The organism is Christensenella tenuis, assembly GCF_014287795.1.
Lineage (GTDB): Bacteria > Bacillota > Clostridia > Christensenellales > Christensenellaceae > Christensenella > Christensenella tenuis.
On record NZ_JACOON010000008.1, the window covers coordinates 24625 to 41189 of the forward strand.

General features: G+C 48.9%; 14 protein-coding genes. 3 read left to right on the plus strand and 11 right to left on the minus strand.

What is annotated here, in order from left to right; all coding sequences use genetic code 11:
- Nucleotides 1–17 precede the first annotated feature (17 nt).
- Nucleotides 18–1400 (minus strand): cysteine--tRNA ligase, encoded by a 1383-nt coding sequence (gene cysS, locus H8S18_RS13920; RefSeq protein ID WP_186858892.1) that lies wholly within the window; start codon nt 1398–1400, stop codon nt 18–20.
- A 464-nt stretch (nt 1401–1864) separates the two neighbouring features.
- Nucleotides 1865–3754, minus strand: a complete 1890-nt coding sequence (locus tag H8S18_RS13925) for an ABC-F family ATP-binding cassette domain-containing protein (RefSeq protein ID WP_186858893.1) — start codon at nt 3752–3754, stop codon at nt 1865–1867.
- A 339-nt stretch (nt 3755–4093) separates the two neighbouring features.
- On the opposite strand from H8S18_RS13925, the gene H8S18_RS14525 reads away from it, so the two are divergent.
- Complete coding sequence (locus tag H8S18_RS14525) at nt 4094–4258, plus strand: hypothetical protein (RefSeq protein ID WP_207721779.1); 165 nt, start codon at nt 4094–4096, stop codon at nt 4256–4258.
- Nucleotides 4259–4274: 16 nt separating this feature from the next.
- On the opposite strand, the gene H8S18_RS13930 is transcribed toward H8S18_RS14525, so the two are convergent.
- A complete protein-coding gene (locus H8S18_RS13930) occupies nt 4275–4736 on the minus strand; it encodes an acyl-CoA thioesterase (protein WP_186858894.1) in 462 nt (153 codons plus the stop codon).
- A gap of 135 nt (nt 4737–4871) precedes the next feature.
- Here H8S18_RS13930 and H8S18_RS14885 point away from each other — a divergent pair, with 135 nt between their 5' ends.
- Entirely contained in the window at nt 4872–5168 is a 297-nt protein-coding gene (locus H8S18_RS14885) for an amino acid permease (protein WP_186858895.1), read from the plus strand.
- Complete coding sequence (locus H8S18_RS13940; RefSeq protein ID WP_279288485.1) at nt 5150–6304, plus strand: amino acid permease; 1155 nt, start codon at nt 5150–5152, stop codon at nt 6302–6304. The genes H8S18_RS14885 and H8S18_RS13940 overlap by 19 nt, the downstream gene beginning before the upstream one ends.
- A gap of 61 nt (nt 6305–6365) precedes the next feature.
- Here H8S18_RS13940 and H8S18_RS13945 read toward each other — a convergent pair whose 3' ends face one another.
- The 8 genes from H8S18_RS13945 to H8S18_RS13980 all read right to left on the minus strand — a co-directional run bounded on the left by H8S18_RS13945 (nt 6366) and on the right by H8S18_RS13980 (nt 16320).
- Nucleotides 6366–7418: an HD domain-containing phosphohydrolase gene (locus H8S18_RS13945; protein WP_186858897.1), complete on the minus strand. Its 1053-nt coding sequence runs from the start codon at nt 7416–7418 to the stop codon at nt 6366–6368.
- Nucleotides 7419–7431: 13 nt separating this feature from the next.
- Nucleotides 7432–7770 (minus strand): Hpt domain-containing protein, encoded by a 339-nt coding sequence (locus H8S18_RS13950; RefSeq protein ID WP_186858898.1) that lies wholly within the window; start codon nt 7768–7770, stop codon nt 7432–7434.
- A gap of 20 nt (nt 7771–7790) precedes the next feature.
- Nucleotides 7791–10433: a response regulator gene (locus tag H8S18_RS13955; protein ID WP_186858899.1), complete on the minus strand. Its 2643-nt coding sequence runs from the start codon at nt 10431–10433 to the stop codon at nt 7791–7793.
- Nucleotides 10434–10460: 27 nt separating this feature from the next.
- Nucleotides 10461–11147 carry a cytochrome c biogenesis CcdA family protein gene (locus tag H8S18_RS13960; RefSeq protein WP_186858900.1) on the minus strand — a complete coding sequence of 229 codons (687 nt, stop codon included), beginning with the start codon at nt 11145–11147 and terminating at the stop codon, nt 10461–10463.
- Complete coding sequence (locus H8S18_RS13965) at nt 11144–11590, minus strand: thioredoxin family protein (RefSeq protein ID WP_186858901.1); 447 nt, start codon at nt 11588–11590, stop codon at nt 11144–11146. Before H8S18_RS13965 ends, H8S18_RS13960 begins: the two co-directional genes overlap by 4 nt.
- Nucleotides 11591–11881: 291 nt before the next feature.
- Nucleotides 11882–13450, minus strand: a complete 1569-nt coding sequence (locus H8S18_RS13970; protein ID WP_186858902.1) for a hypothetical protein — start codon at nt 13448–13450, stop codon at nt 11882–11884.
- 1 nt (nt 13451) lies between these two features.
- A complete protein-coding gene (locus H8S18_RS13975) occupies nt 13452–14624 on the minus strand; it encodes a SpoIIE family protein phosphatase (protein ID WP_186858903.1) in 1173 nt (390 codons plus the stop codon).
- Entirely contained in the window at nt 14608–16320 is a 1713-nt protein-coding gene (locus H8S18_RS13980) for a [Fe-Fe] hydrogenase large subunit C-terminal domain-containing protein (protein WP_186858904.1), read from the minus strand. The genes H8S18_RS13975 and H8S18_RS13980 overlap by 17 nt, the downstream gene beginning before the upstream one ends.
- Nucleotides 16321–16565 lie beyond the last annotated feature (245 nt).

Here is a 16565-nt window from a genome sequence, read left to right on the forward strand (position 1 = left end):
AATTTTTTGTTCTCCCCCTAAATTTTATTGATTTTTACGCCATCAGGCGTGTCCTTCAGTTCATAACCGCGGGCTCTCAGTTCATCCCGCAGGCGGTCTGCTTCGGCCCAGTTTTTTTCGGCACGTGCAGCCTGCCGTTTTGCGGCCATCTCCCGCACGTCTTCCGGGATTTCCTCATCCGCCTCCTGTGAGAGTATGCCCAACACATCCATAAGCGTGTCAAGTTCCGCCAAGGCCGCTTTCGCATCTTCCGTACGCCCGCCGTTCTCAAAGAGCGTGTTAACTTCCTTGATGTATTCAAAAATCCCGCCGACCGCATCCGCCGTGTTGAGGTCGTCATCCATCGCCGCTTTGAATTTCTCGCTTGCCGCCGCAATTACCGGTGCAATTTCCACCGCTTCGTCCTTCGGATGCTCCATAATAAATTTCAAGTTTTCGCGGCAGTTCAGGATACGGTCGTACGCTGTTTCCGACTGCGCAAGAAGCTCGCGCGAAAAATTGATCGGGTTCCTGTAATGTGCACTCAGCATAAAGAGGCGCACCGCCGGTCCGCGAAAATCTTTCAGGATATCACGTACGGTAAGAAAGTTGCCCTTTGACTTCGCCATCTTGATTCCATTGATATTAATGTAGCCATTGTGCATCCAATAATTTGCAAAGGGCTTCCCTGTCGCGGCTTCACTCTGGGCGATCTCGTTTTCATGGTGCGGGAACTTCAAATCCTGTCCGCCGCCGTGGATATCAAGCGTATCGCCGAGATATTTCATGCTCATTGCCGAACATTCAATATGCCATCCCGGGCGGCCATCCCCCCAGGGGCTCGGCCAAGATATCTCTCCCTCTTTTTTCGCCTTCCAAAGGGCGAAGTCCATCGGGTTCTTCTTTTCCTCGTTGACGCTGATACGCGCGCCCATTTCCAGTTCAGAAACATCCTGCCCTGAAAGTTTGCCGTAGCCCGGGAAACTTTGCGTATCGAAATATACGTCCCCATGGAGTTCATAGGCATGCCCCGTATCGACCAGCTTTTTCACCAGCGCGATAATGTCGCCAATGTGCTCTGTCGCCTTGGGATGTACAGTCGCCGGGCGGATATTAAGCGCTTTCGCATCCTTGAAGTATTCGCCGATATAGCGTTCCCCAAGCTCCTTGACCGTAATGCCTTCCTCGCTTGCCACACGTATCATTTTATCGTCCACATCGGTAAAATTCTGCACGAAATTCACCTTGTACCCGCGGTATTCCAAATATCTGCGGAGCGTATCAAACACGATAAAGGGCCGCGCATTGCCAATGTGGAAATAATTATACACCGTAGGGCCGCACGCGTAAATATTAAACTGTCCCGGATGAAGCGGGTTTAATTCCTCTTTTTGACCCGTCATCGAATTAAAAATCTTCAAATTCAAAACCTCTTGTCTGTTAAATTACCATATTTTATTATTATAATATAAGCCGGTTGAATTCACAAGGGAATTCGTCTTCGGAATAAACCAGTAAACAAAAACGCCCTTCCGCGGAATAAGTGCACTACTTCTTCTGGCAATCCGCCGAAAGATACCTCCCCAATATCCGGTATAGTCACACCGGCTGTCTTTGCGCACCATGTTTTTAGGGAACGTACAATCCCGTTTCTTGAAAGGCCTGCACACCCTTTTCCGTGTTTCTTTTTTACGCTATTTTTATTATTTACCATGTGAAAAACTGTAGAAATGGAAATATTCCGTTTTTCCGCAATAACTTTTAAGGTATTTGATCTTGCCGTCTGTATAGGCGCTTGAGGGAATTTTACAAACGCTGTCTGCAATCGTTCAAGTAAGCAATTTTATTTGGCATGCCAATATGTTTACCGGCAAAACAAAGAATTTTATTCGAGTGAAACCCATTCCTCAAGAAGCGCTTCATGAGCCTCTTTCAGATCTTCCATCTCCGTGCAGCACTTGCCCACCAATTCAAAATCCGCAGGATTTTCGGCAATCATCCTTGCAAGTTCCGCCTCGCGCGCTTCTACTTCGGCGATTTTCCGTTCCAGCCGTGAGATCCTCTCCCGCCGCCGGGCTTCCTCCGCACGGCGTTGCCGCGGATTTTTCACTTCAGCCGTCTCCTGTGCGGCGGCCACGCGCACATCCTTTTGCCTTTCCTCCGATTGTTCGGCCTCCCGCTCTTTTGCCTGTTGGTATTCGTCGAATGTCCCATCGAATTCGTTCACCTTGCCGTCCGATATTTCATAAATTTTTTCCGCAAGCGCGTTGATAAAATAGCGGTCGTGGGATACAAACAGCAAGGTTCCTTCATATTCCCTCAGCGCAGTCTCCAGGCTTTCCCGGGCAGGCAGGTCGAGGTGGTTGGTTGGCTCGTCAAGGAGCAATACGTTATATTCCCCGCACATCAGCAAGGCCAGGCCCACCTTTGCGCGTTCCCCGCCCGAAAGGTCGCCAATATGTTTATAGACTTCCTCTCCGGTAATCAGCACCCGTCCCAGCATAGAACGCGCGCCGTATTCCAGCAGGGAAGGATATGCGTCCCACACCTCCTGCAGCACGGTTTTTTCAGGCGTCATGTTTTTGTTTTCCTGGTCGTAATACCCGACAAGCGTATTTTTTCCGAAAACGATTCCATCTTCCGGTTCCCGTGCCGCCGCGACGAGCCTTTTGATTAAAGTAGATTTCCCGGTTCCGTTGTCCCCGATCACCGCGGCCTTTGCGCCGCGTTTCATCTTTAAATTCACATCGCTTGCAAGCATCTTTTCTTCCCGTCCGACAGCAAGGTCAAGCCCCCGCACCTCCAGCACATCGCTTACCGGACGCTGTGAAAAATCAAAATGAAAAGACGGCGCTTTCGATTCTGTACGCGGCTTTTTGATACGCGTCAGCTTACTCAATTGCTTCACCCGGCTTTGTGCGCTTTTCGCAGTAGAAGCGCGCGTTAAATTGCGCGCTACATAGTCTTCCATGTGCGCGATCTGCCGGGCCTGTTTTTCATATTCCTTCATCTGCCACGAAACATATTCCGCCTTGAGCTGCTTATACTGCGTATAATTTCCCGTGTATTCGGTCAACTCGCCTTCGTCGATCTCCCATATTTTCTTCGCCAGCTTATCGAGAAAGTAACGGTCGTGCGACACGATCAATACCGCGCCCTTATATCCGTTTAAATAATTCTCCAGCCACATCAACGTTTTGAAATCCAAATGATTGGTTGGTTCGTCAAGGATCAGCATCTCCGGGTCTGAAAGCAAAAGCCGCGCAATGGCAAGCCGCGTTTTTTCCCCTCCGGACAGCGTCGCAATATTGGTTTCATAGGCCTTATCAGCAAACCCCATGCCGTTCAGTATCTTCTTGATTTCTATCTCGAAATCATAGCCTCCGCCTGCCTCAAACGCGCTTTGGGCGCGCGCATATTCCATCTGAAGGATAGTATCGTCCGGAGCCTGTTCCATTTTTTTCGCAATTTCCCGCATTTTTGCCCGGGCATTGAGCGCCTCCCGGAATACGCCGCGCATCTCCTCCATGATCGTGCTCGATGCAGTGAGTCCACTGTTTTGCTCCAGGTAGCCAACTGAAAGATCCGTTTTGTGGATCACACTTCCCGCCTCCGGCCATATGCGCCTGACAAGCGTATTGAGCAGCGTCGTTTTTCCCGCGCCATTCGGGCCGATCAGCCCGATCCTATCGCCCGCGTTGATATTCGCGGTAATATTTTTTAAAATTTCCGTCTCTCCGTATGCGACGGTCACGTCTGTAAGCGATGCAAGCATTGCGTTTTTCCTCGTTTATCATTTATGATTGCCTGTATCATTATAACACAGCCCGCAAAACTTGCATCTTTAAATTCTGATGGATCTTTATACCTCTTTTCCACTCAAGCTGCGCATCTGCCGGTATATTTTCCACATGAAAGCAGCGCCTTTCATATTTAAGTGAAAGACGCTGCCTTATATTTCAATCTGCCCTTATATCTATTTCCAAAACGTTCACAGACCCCAACGGACTGATTTGACTTCCCGCGCCCGCAAATCGAGGCAGATTTTTCCATCGCGCACCTCAAGCCCCGCATACGGCTTTTCATCTATCCCACACAGCGCGGCTGTTTTAACTTGCGCGGGACCGCGATCGTCTTTACGTCGTCTGATATCTCAGAGCTGATTGGCATGTGTGACCGGCTATATATCATGTTCCGCGGGACAATCGTTGCTGAGTTAGGCGCTGACGAGGCCAATTCTGTCAATGTTCTTTCCTATGCGACTGGAAAATCCAGTTGATTCTCCGGCTATTATTTTATGTTTTTGCCCGGCGTATCCGTTCCGCTCGGCGCTGCGCTGCGCGTTCATATTCTTGTTTTTCACTTTCTGTCTGTGGAACAAACGGCTGTACGGCCTGCGGCTTTCCATCATAGCCGAGCGCTACAAAAACGAGATAGGCTGTATTGGTATGCTTTTTGGCTGTTTCTCCCATTTTCTCACTGTATACATCCACACGCACCTCAAGCGACGTACGCCCGGTCCACGTAACGGCTGCCTGAAGTGTTACGATTGCTCCAAGAGGCACCGGATGCTTAAAATCCATGCTGTCGAGCGCCGCAGTCGTCACCATGCAGCGCGCATGCCGCATCGCCGCGACTGCCCCTACGATATCTACCCACTGCATCAGCGTCCCGCCGTGCAGGTTTCCAAGCTGGTTGATGTCTTCCGACATTACGATATGCGTTGTTTCCGCATATGCTGTCTTTGTTTGTTCCATACTGTATACCCCCTTCATATACCTATTGATACCCACAAAGATTTTGATTAAGCAAGAAAATATGCGGTTATGGAAAAGGCAGCTGTTTATCAATAGGTTTGATATAGAATATTCACAATAGTAGGAAACAGGGTTATGAAGAAGATTTCATTTATGCAGCTTATTTTCCTTACGATGGCCTACTTTGCCTCCGTAAGACGTATTCCAAACATTGCGTATGCCGGCTGGGAATCCATATCCTTTATGATATTTGCCGTGCTGATGTTTGTGATTCCAATTTCGTTTGTGGCGGCGGAACTTGCTACGGCAATGCCCGAAGACGGCGGCCTCTCCGTGTGGATCGGCCGGGCCCTTTCCCCACGCTTCTTTCCCCACGCTTCGGGTTCCTCGCTGCATGGCTCGTATGGGTCCAGATGTGTTTTGGCATGGTAACGGTAGGCGCAGCCTTTGCCGATATGATCGCCACCATCACCGGGGCAAAAGCGCTCCTGTCGAATGATTTTTTCATTGGTATTATTGTTATTGCTATTTTCTGGCTGATTACATTTCTCATCATCAAAGGTGTTCCCATCACCGCCATCAGTACCTACGGCACAATCATCGGTTTATTTATTCCGCTTGCTGTTTTGCTTATTTTCGGGACAATTTTTGCCTTTACGCATAACCCGGGAGCTTTTGCCCCGTCCGCCGCGGATAAAATACTGCCCGATCTTTCAGACCTTGGAACCCTTTCAAAATTATCCGGGATCATCTTCCTGTTTGCAGGCATGGAGCAGGCTTCAAATTTTGCCAATCGTATCGATAATCCCCGTAAAAATTATCCGCGCGCCATCATTCTTGCAACCTGCCTTACCGCCGGCCTTTTTACTTATGCGGGCCTTGTTACCGACGCTCTTGTCGCGGAAGGCAATATCGCGCTTGCCGATCCCGCCCAGGCCTTTTCCGTCATATTCAGCGGCTGGAATATTCCCTGGGTTACTGCGGTCATTGCGGGTATGATCGCCCTCTCCTGTATTACGGAAATTTCGGCATGGACGGTCGGTCCTTCCCGCAGCATGCTGCGGTGTGCGCGTGAAGGTTCCCTTCCGCCTGTATTCCAAAAGACAAACCGGCATGATATTCCTGTTGCCCTGATGCTTTTGCAGGCCGTTATCGTAACGGGCATCGCGCTCATTTTTGTATTCATTCCCGGAACAAACGGAGTGTTTAACACCATCCTGACAATGGCCGTTGCTCTCTATTGCATCGTTTACATCTTTATTATTTTATCCGGAATCATCTACCGCAGGCGCCACCCGAACGAAAAACGCGCATTTCAGATTCCAGGCGGCAAAGTGGGCATGTGGGTTACTTCCATAGTTGGGCTGGCAGGCATCGCTTTCGTGATGGGTACGAGCTTTATTCCGCCGGAATCCCTCAAAACTTCTGAATATCCAACCTATATTCTGTTTATGCTGCTTGGCATTACCGTCCTTGTCGCCATACCGCTTATTATTTATCATCTGCGCAAGCCCGCATGGAAAGCGGCCGATCCCACGCCGCCCCAAGGCAGCCCGCTCAGGAAATAACACCAAAAACGGCCATCCCGCTATGGGACGGCCGTCTTTATTTTTCTCTTTCACTTTACACTTATTTTTCAGATTCCGGATTTTTCTCGAGAATAAGCCTAAAATCATCGGCAACAAGCTGGAATGTTTCCACAAGCACCGGCGAAAACGAGTGAAACACCCCGTCATGAATACGTTCCACCGCCTGCTCATGTGTATATCCTTTTGACACGATCATTTCGTCGTAACTGTGGGCAAGCCCTACCGCCTGCGCACAAATCGGGATATCGTCTCCAACCAGCCTGTCCGGGAACCCGGAGCCATCCCATTTTTCATGATGGGACCGGCAAATATTGTAACAATACCGGATATAGTCTTTGTTTTCAATATTTTTAAGGGGTTCGATCAACTGGCATCCCTTTACGGTATGCTGCTGCCAGATCAGGCGTTCTTCATCCGTAAGGTCACTGGCCCTTTCCCGTAGGATTCTCTCCGGGATCAGCAGTTCCCCAATATCATGCAGCACAGACGCAATACAGATCGTTTCAATTGTCTGCGGGGTCAATCCGTTTTTATCGTCGCTATGTTCATACAAAAATTTCAGCAGTTCCCGGGTGTAAAGACGTACACGCTGGATGTGTTCCCTTGATTCTGTCGTTTTCGTTTCCAGCACCGACGTCAGTACCGCTACAATAATCTCGTTTACATTGGAAAGTGTTTCCGCTTTCTGTTCCAGCACTTCTTCAAGGCCGTTTTGATAGCGGTATAATTCAACGACGTTTTTTACCCGCCGTTTTACGACGTCTGTTACATATGGCTTACGTACAAAATCCATCGCGCCCATCCGCAGGCATTTCTCCTCATCTTCTGCCGAGTCTGCCCCCGTAACCATGATGGCAGGCGTCCGTTTCAGGACCCCGTTGAAATTCATATATTCAAGAACCTCGTATCCGTCCATGTCCGGCATCATCACGTCAAGAAGCACCAGCGCCAAATTTTCACGCTCCCGCTCCATAATTTCTATCGCCTCTCTGCCGCCGCAGGCACAAATCGTTTCGTATTCAGGCGAAAGCAATTCCTCCAGAACCACGCGGTTCAGTTCCGCATCGTCAACAATCAACAATTTCTCTTTCATTGCAGACCTCTTCCTACTCCATTTCCTCAATAGCCTTTACTGCCGCATCATAGCGGTTGTAAACGGAATCTATATCGAAATCGGCTTCCTTATTTCGGAGCTTTTTACATACCTCATCACAACAATCCGAAAGTTCATACATCCCAAGGGTCCCGCTTGTTCCTTTTAAAGTATGTGCCGCTTCGTAAACGCCTTCCATATCGCCTTCCGAAAGGCAATCCTTTAAGCGTATCAGGCTCTCGTCCTGCAAAAATTTCTTCAAAAATTTATGGTATAATGCCTCGTTTCCGCTCATACGCCGCAGACCGTCCTGATAATCGATCCCCGCACGGTTCATTGTTTCAATTTCCATACCCTTTTCCTCCAATCATATTATGGCCTGCCTTTTTTATCATACAAAAATTTTTTCAGTGCTGCAAATATCGCTTCCGGTTCAATCGGCTTAGCCAGATGCTCGTTCATTCCGCTTTTAATTGCTTCTGCCGCATCTTCATAAAATGCGTTTGCAGTCATCGCAATGATCGCAACCGAATGCGCGTCCTTCCGTTTCAATTCCCGGATAGCCCGCGCCGCTTCATTGCCATTCATAACCGGCATATGCACGTCCATCAGAATCGCATCATAATACCCTTCTTCAGAGGCCGCAAATTTTTCTACCGCTTCTTTGCCATTATATGCGCCTTCTATCTCAAAGCCCACATGTTCGCACAATTCCCGTGCGACCTCCATGTTAAGTTCATTGTCTTCAGCAATCAGCAGCCTCCGGCCCGTGAAGTCGTAGCTTTCTGCCTGCTCTTTTTCATCCGCCGCACATGTAAGCTCTCCGCTTATATGCTGTAGAATACGGTAAATATCCGCCCGCATAACAGGCTTGGTCAGGAAATCGTCAACGCCTGCCGCAAGCGCTTCCTGTTCGATATTTTTATGATCGTAGGCTGACATCAATACAATATAAACACCCTCTAAAGCTTCCGACCTGATCCATTCCGCCGTATGGATTCCGTCTACATCCGGCATATAAAGATCGATCAAACATAAATCAAACTTCTCTTTTTTCTCCCGCATCAGCTTGACTGCTTCCACACCCGAGGATGCTGCCGACGTCTCTACGCCAAGCTGGCTGCACTGAATCTTCAAATGTTCCCGCATCTCTGCGTCATCTTCAACAATCAGCACATGGAAACTCTTAATTTCATCGGAAGTTTTTATAGATATTCCGCCTGCGTCAGCAATTTCCAACCATAACTCAAAGGAAAAAACACTGCCCATATCCGGTACGCTTTCCACTTCGATCGTCCCCCCCATGGATTCGACCAATGCTTTAGAAAGCGCCATTCCAAGCCCTGTTCCGCCATATTTCCGGTAGGTGGAACTCTGCTCCTGTTCGAATGGCTCAAACAAATGCTCCAGGAATTCTTCGTGCATTCCAATTCCAGTATCCCTGACCTCAAATTTCAGGCGAACCTGATTGCCCCTGCGGTCCATTTCTTCCACCGACATCCTGATCTTTCCGCGCTCCGGTGTAAACTTGATCGCGTTGGAAAGGAAATTCAACAATACCTGCTTAATCCGCGTATCGTCGCCTTTGACCATATCGCAGGGTGCATTTTTCAGCAGTACGTCAAAGGCCTGCTTACTTTCTTCCGCTTTTGGCTGCATAATATCCGTAATTTCGCTCAACATGGCATTCAGGCTGAATTCATGTTTTTCAATTTTCATCTTCCCGCTTTCGATTTTCGACATATCGAGAATGTCATTAATAAGATCGAGCAGGTGCAGGGTTGACATATTAAGCTTCCGCAAATGTTCCCGCATTCTTGCCGGATTTGCAAGGTCATATTCCATGGTGCGGATCGTTCCGGTCATCGCATTCATCGGCGTACGGATTTCATGGCTCATGCGTGACAGGAATTCCCGTTTGGCAATATTGGCGTTCTCCGCACGCTCCAAAGCAGACTGCAGCATTCGCTGTGTTCGGTTCCCCTCTGTAAGATCGCTTGTCACAAACACAAACTTTGTCACCCGTCCATTTTCCACAATTGGATACCGCCGGCTGGAAAGCTCTTTTTCATTTCCTGTCTTCGGATCCGTCATGATAAATTGATTCTGCTGCACCTCTCCAATGTCCGGTTTTTTGAATCCGCCTGAAAGCCGCCGAAATGTTTCGTCGTCAAGGTAAGCGCGGGCGATCCATATGTTGTTTTTATAATCTTCCGCCGAAAATCCAAGAATGCGTTCCACGTTATCGCTGATGTACTCTACACGTTCTTCCACAAGATCATAAATCATGAACACATCATCCACATTTTCCGAAATGATATGGAACAGTGCATTGTTGTGAAAAATATCCTCGTTGCGTTTTGTAATCGCATGTACACTGGTCGCAGAAACGAGTACGGCAAGCGCAATCAGGGCCGTTCCCCATACGACGGCCATCGTATTCGTCTTTGCATTGAGCTCGCTGGCCTGCTCTACATATGCATCGATCGTCATCTCTGAATAATCCGTAATTTCCTTTACACTCTTATCGGCGTTGAGATAAATAGGATAGGCGGAATCATACAGAAGCGTTTTTGCTTCTTCCCGTTTTCCTTCCCGTATCAATTGAATACAGCGGTCATGAATCGATAAAAGTTCATTTACATCGGCAATAAGCTGTTCTACAGTTTCCGGATTCCCCTCGTATTGTGTCCTCAATGTTTCCTCGAGCAATGGAATTTCATCCCGTATTTCATACATCACACCCAATTCAGCCGTCTGACTTTCGGGAAATTCATCTCCAACCAGCAAATTCATCATCGCATTGCGCGCAAACAGAATCTGCGTGCGCAGTTTCCATGCCGCATTGTTTACGGAATATGGCCGATTGTAAATCTCGGCCGTATAGACCGCAAGGTTGTCTGTATTCGCAATCGTCATGCTGGCAAACGCCGTTACTCCAATACAAATTACAACCACTACGGCAATCAGCAATGCATTGATATTCTTTGCCTTCCGGTTCTTTTTGTGCTTCATAGCCACCCACAATCCTTTATTTTCCGATCAAAAACCCAGATAAAGCAAATAGAATCCCAGTATCAGTATCGCTGCGCCAAGGACTATCTTAATCCATTTCCCAGCCTTCGCAAACTTCTCCGAACCGCCGAGTTGATTTACCGTCCCGATCCCCGCCCCTACGGCAACAATCAAGATGCTGTTTCCCACCGAATAGGTAATGAGCATTGCAACCCCAACCCCAAGCTCTATCCCGCTCGAGATTACCGCGAGGATTGCCGCAAGCACAGGCGTTACGCACGGCGAGGCAAACGCGCCGCCAAGAAGCCCAAGCAAAAAGGCGCCAACTCCACCCTTTTTGGTTGTAGTTTGCCGCACGCCGCATGCCGGAAACAGCTTGATTACATCCCACATCACAAGAGCCATAAACACCATCAGCGCGCCAAGGATCAGGTACCACCAGTTCCCCATTGCCGAAAGCTGTCTGCCAAGCAGCGCAAGCACTATGCCAATTACCGTAAAAGTCACCGTCATTCCCAAGCAAAACAACAGCGAATAAATAAGCGCGGAATGCCTGCCGCTTTTATTTCCGCTTACATATCCAATCACAAGCGGAAAAGTCGAAAGGGAACACGGCGTAAATGAAGTCAGGGCTCCTGCCACAAGCGCTATCAGCGGCCCGAGCCAAAGATTCTGTAAAATCATATCTCCCAGGCTGGAAAGAATCTGCGTCATGCCACATCCCCCGATCCCGTCAAAAGAGCCTCCTCGATAAATGAAACAAGCGCTTCCTTCGTCGCCGCGCCGGGATAATAGGTAAGGGGTGTTCCCTGCGCGTCGAGCATAACATAAAGCGGGACGCTGGAAATGCCGAATTCCTGCGCGATCTTCTTCTGCCGGTCTATATTGACCGTCGCAAACGTAATCTTTCCATCATATTGCTGCTTGAGTTCTTCCAGTACAGGTTCCATTTCCTTGCAATAAGGGCACCAGTCTGCCGTAAAGTCAATAAAAACAGGCAGGCCGTCCTCTGTCCACTCTTGCACAGCTTGCGCGGGTTCTATATCCGCCGCTTTTTCTTCCTGCGAGGTTTTTGCTAAAAAAATGCACAGTACAAGCAAAAGAACCACCGTTATAATCGTCACTTTGCCCGCTGTGCCCGATAGAAATTTTTTCATCTTCGCTCCCCTGTAAAAAAGACGCTATTCATCCGTTTTATTAATAACCAAAAACGCAAGAACAATAACTGCTTTTTTTACACATTTTTATCCGTGAAAATTCGTAAAATCAAGGGGACGGAGCATTCGCCCCGCCCCCTTTGGACAGATAGCTGCTCTTTTACGCACATAAATATAAATGCGTCCCGCTCGGCGGGATTTTTCCAAAGTACGTCTTTCGGCTGAACCCTGGTGAGATGATGTGGCAGCAAAATACACCCAACATATTATACTATAAAAATATTCCCATTGCTATGATTCATCCACAACTGTAATTTCTTCACGTACATTGCGCAGGTTCATAAAACGCTTTCGGTAACTGATTTCCCGTGCAGACATCCCATTTTGGATATTTCCCTTCCTTTTCATTTCCTTTACCGCCTTTTCTATATAACAAAAAAAGTCCCTGATGCCTTCCTGTGTCGGCTGTGCAAGATAAGAAATTCCAAGGATATCGTTGTAGATCAAAAGTTTTCCACCAGACTGCCTCGCGAAAAACAAAAATGCCGTTCCATTATATTTCAGAAGCCGACGCGCTGCATTGAGCGGTCCGGTTTTTTCGAGCTCACCGGCAAAACCGCACTTAATGCACATCAGCCTCCCTCCCGGGAAACGATTCTTCTGCGTATTCGCACCGCACCGGGGACAGGTTGTAAAAATTCCCCTCGCACTTACGAATACCGGCTTTTTAAGGCCTTTCATTTCAGCCTTATAAGCTGTCATCGCTATCAGCCGGTTAAACTCGCCCGCCGTAAGTTTTGCCGTTTCCCCGTCGTATGTAAGTTTATCGCCAATGTTGCCCATCCGGTAGGTAATAATGGAGCTTTTATGCCGCCCGGCAATTTCTACAAGCTTATTTGCCGCAGCATGCATACCATTTTTTTCGTGCAGATATCCGCCAAAAGGAATTCCGCCCTCTGCAATTACCTTTCCCCGGAGATCCGTGACAGTATAGCGCACAGCATCTTTCAGGCTGCGGGTAATTCCCATATAAGTTTCACTTTTTTCTTCCTGCGCATATTCGCACGTTACGTTTACGGAAAGATAGTATTCCCCATTTTTCCTGAGCAGGCGTGCTGTTTTAAAAATATGCGGATTTTCCAGTCCCTTGCGGAGTACGGCTTCCTGCGTTTTGCCGAAAGAAAGCGGTACGACAATATACCGTTCACGCTTATTGTCCTCTTCAAGCGGCTCTCCTCCCTCCAGTACATAACGCAGGCGGGCCGTTCCACGCCGGATCCCGCCGCGGCGTTTTTCATCTTTAACGCCCAGAAGATAAAGCTTTGCGTAAAATCTACCGTGTATTTCATCATAGAGCAGGCAATAATCCCTGTTTTTGGCATACCGTCCAAAAAACAGGGGTTTTTTGATACCGAGGCCGTTGTACATCCGGTCAAACTGCAAACGCAGCTCTTCCCGGCTGATTTCACCTTGATCAAACAATTCAAGCAATGAGAAAAAGTGCTGGTCAAAGCCTTCCTCAACTAATATTTGCGGATACCGCGCGCGCTTCTGGGTCTTGCGTAAGGAAAGCCAGGCGACCATCGCCATCGCATAATCGAGCTTAAGCGCGTCCTTAAAAGGCTGCACCCCAAATTCGTTGAGCCGTTCCATCATCTCTTTTTGTAAAAGCGCCGTAATGCGGCGTGTGCGGTAGGCGCCGCCCTCCTGCATTTCCCGCATAATTGGCTCCACATTTTCCTTTGTGTGTTCAAACAAATAGGAAAGCGCACGATTATAGCGGGAGATCGCCAGGTCAATGAGCTCCTTTTTCGTTGCCGAAGGCTTATGAAGTTTGAGAACCAACGTCCTGACTACCATTTTAGCAATACTCGAGTTCCACTTCTTTGCCCATCTGCCGGAGGATTTTTGCAATATCCTTTACCATGCGCAATTTAAGGCTGAGGTCAATTGGGAGATCCGGATTCTGGTGTGCCGGGTTGGCCGCGCGCCCCACCGTAAAATGTACGCTGGTGCAATCTTCCAAAAGCAGCTTTGCAAGCCGCGATGCACCGTCCTGCTTGAAGATATCGAACAGTTCTTCCATATCGCTTTCTTCCGACATATATTTTTGCATAATCTCATATGTCTTCGCAAGCGTCACCACGCCTTCCGTCACAAGATCGATTCCGTCGATCATACCTGTCGGCGGTACCCCCGCGTCTTTATAATCGATCTTCACGCGAAGATCCCGGCCCGAGATACGGCTCACAATCTGCGAAGTTGTACCCCCGCACACTACCTTTATGCCATCCGCGTTCAAAAGCCGCTCAACCAGCTCCTTGTCCCGCGCTGAGTCTACCGGCGGGCCTACCATGATAAACGCCGGCTGTGCGTGGCGTATTTTCGTTGTAACAAACGTCGTATCGTCCCCCGGCCGGCCGTCGTAAAGTGAATTACATGCGGAAAGCAGGAGTTTGGTCATCGCGCGGGCGGGCATTTCACGGCGGTACGCCCGGCAGGCATATTCCACAATGTTGTCCCGCTGCCATCCAAAATTCAGCGTCTGTCCTACTCCTGCATGGATCGCCCCATCCGAAAAAGCGATGCACATATCGTCCTCCTGCATGGAGAAACGGCTTTCCAGAATCTTTTTATCGCCGATTTCGATTTCCTTTTTTTCGACCGGCACTTCCTTTCCGCCGCGCAGGATAATAGCCTGTGGATTATCAAACTCCACCATGTGGGCCTTCCCCGCCGTATTGACGCGCAGAATGGTGAACGTGCAGTAAGCAAGCCCGCGCTCCGAACACACGGGCAGCGTGGAAGCGACCGTCTCTACCGTCTCATAAATATCCGCGCCTTCGGAAAGCATGGTGGCGGCGATTTTGCTGGTAAGCGTTGAAAGTATGTTTGCCTTCACACCGCTCCCCAGCCCATCCGCCAAAACAATGGTCGTCACATCTCCCTTGCGTACAATTGCCACCTTGTCTCCGCATAGCTCCTCCCCATGCTTAAACAGGCTTTCATTGCTCGTCTCAATAAATACGCTCATCTTCACTCTCCTGAATGTATTTTTTGAGGTTCGTGAGCGCAAGTTTTGTTTCCGCAGTCGTTTCTCCGAGCAAACTTGCAATCTCCTGCGCCACACGCATCTGTTTATTGATCACTTCCTGCGTAACCTCCATGGTTTCCGCACGCATTTCGCTGATCTTCTTTTGCTGGTGTTCATCCTCGGTAATATCTTTGATAAGCAGCAGGTACATAGAATTTTCCCGAATGAAAATGGTTGACTGTTTTACCGTAATTCCGAGATCCTGATAGAACACCTTGCGGTCGAAAATATTTTCTCCTGTACTGCGCACCTCGTCAATGTCGTCACAGTCGATAATCATGGACACCGGCCTGCCCACATAATTCTTTTCATTCAAATGGAACAGTTCCGCCGCGGCCTTGTTATATTCCATCAGGTTGAAATCGCTGTCCAGGATAATAATGGCATTCGGCGTGTTGTCCAACACCACATTGGAAATACTCTCCGCTTTCTCGCGCATAAACGGCAGGCACATCCTGATATCCGCTTTGCCCCGCAGCACCGCAATCGCCTTGTCGCGGCAGGTAGGATACCCGCAGCCGCCGCAGTTAAGTATTTTGTCTTCGCTCGTCTTACCCATGCGTACAAATACCTGCTGTATCTCTTCGTCACTGGGAATTCGGCGGTGCAGGGACCGGTCGTGATACTGCCGGCCGATGCCTGTTTTCGCATCTTCCGTTAAGGGCGCGCTGCATGCGGTACGGTTTTTGGCGTACTGCAGCGTACGGTCCTTAATGTGCAGAAACGGGATATCGATCTCCTTTGCACCCGGGCCGCCAAGGCAGCTGCCCGGGCAAGCGTTCATCTCCAGAAAGAAGTTTTCAAGGCCTCCTGCCTTCAGGGAATCCAATACCTCCGCACAGCGGTCAATGCCGTCCACGGCAACGCATTTATACGTCTGGCGAACAGGTTTGTCAATTGTCTGGATGATTCCCCCGGGAATCGGGTACAGACGGTTTACCGTCGCCTTCATCTCGCGTACATCCGGGTCCTCCGCCTCAAGATCCACGCCCTCTTCCTCAAGCCATTGCATCAGTTCATCAAACAAAACTACCGCGTCAATCGCCCCTTCCGACTCCTGCGCCTCGTGTATCTTTGAGATGCACGGCCCTACAAAAACCGTCTTGATACGCGGTCCATAAACCTCTTTCATCATCTTTCCGTGCGCCGTCATGGGAGCGTCTACAGGGGCAAGATAAGGAATCAGCTCCGGATAGTATTTTTCCACCAGCAACACAAGCGTCGGGCAACATGTTGTAATGATATTCTTCATCTCATGCTCCCGCATCAATTCCATAAAATTCTGGGAAACCTTTGCTGCCCCAATCGAAGTTTCCTCCACACCTGTAAAACCCAGCTTTTTCAGTGCAGAGGAAATTTTGGGGAAAGTAGCATTTTTATAGCAGCTTGCAAAGGAAGGAGCAACCGAAACGTATACCTTGTCTCCGTTTTTAATGAAGCCCTTTACTTTGTCGAGGCTGCTGTTCACATATTTTGCGTTTTGCGGGCAAGCCAAAAAGCAGTGCCCGCACAAAATACATTCTTTTTCCGTAATCTCCGCCTGTTCATTTTTAAAGGCGATTGACTTTACTTGGCAACTCCTGATGCATTTATAACAATTTTTACAGTTTGCTTCTTTAAACTGTATGATACTCATAGCCTATAACGCTCCTTTCGTCGAAACGCATCCCTCTACCCGCTTTTCCTTTCGGGCAAACCGTTCGTTCACAGATGGCTTTTTCCCCGCTTCGCAGCAGTATACTTCGATTCGCCAACCGCGCCTTTGCCCGGGCATGCCCTTCGCCTGCCAATCGCCTCCGGCTCCTATTCAGGCACACGCTTCCGGTATTCCGGAACGCGTTCCATCCTTATTTTGCCCGGTGTGCTCCACGGCCTTTTGCC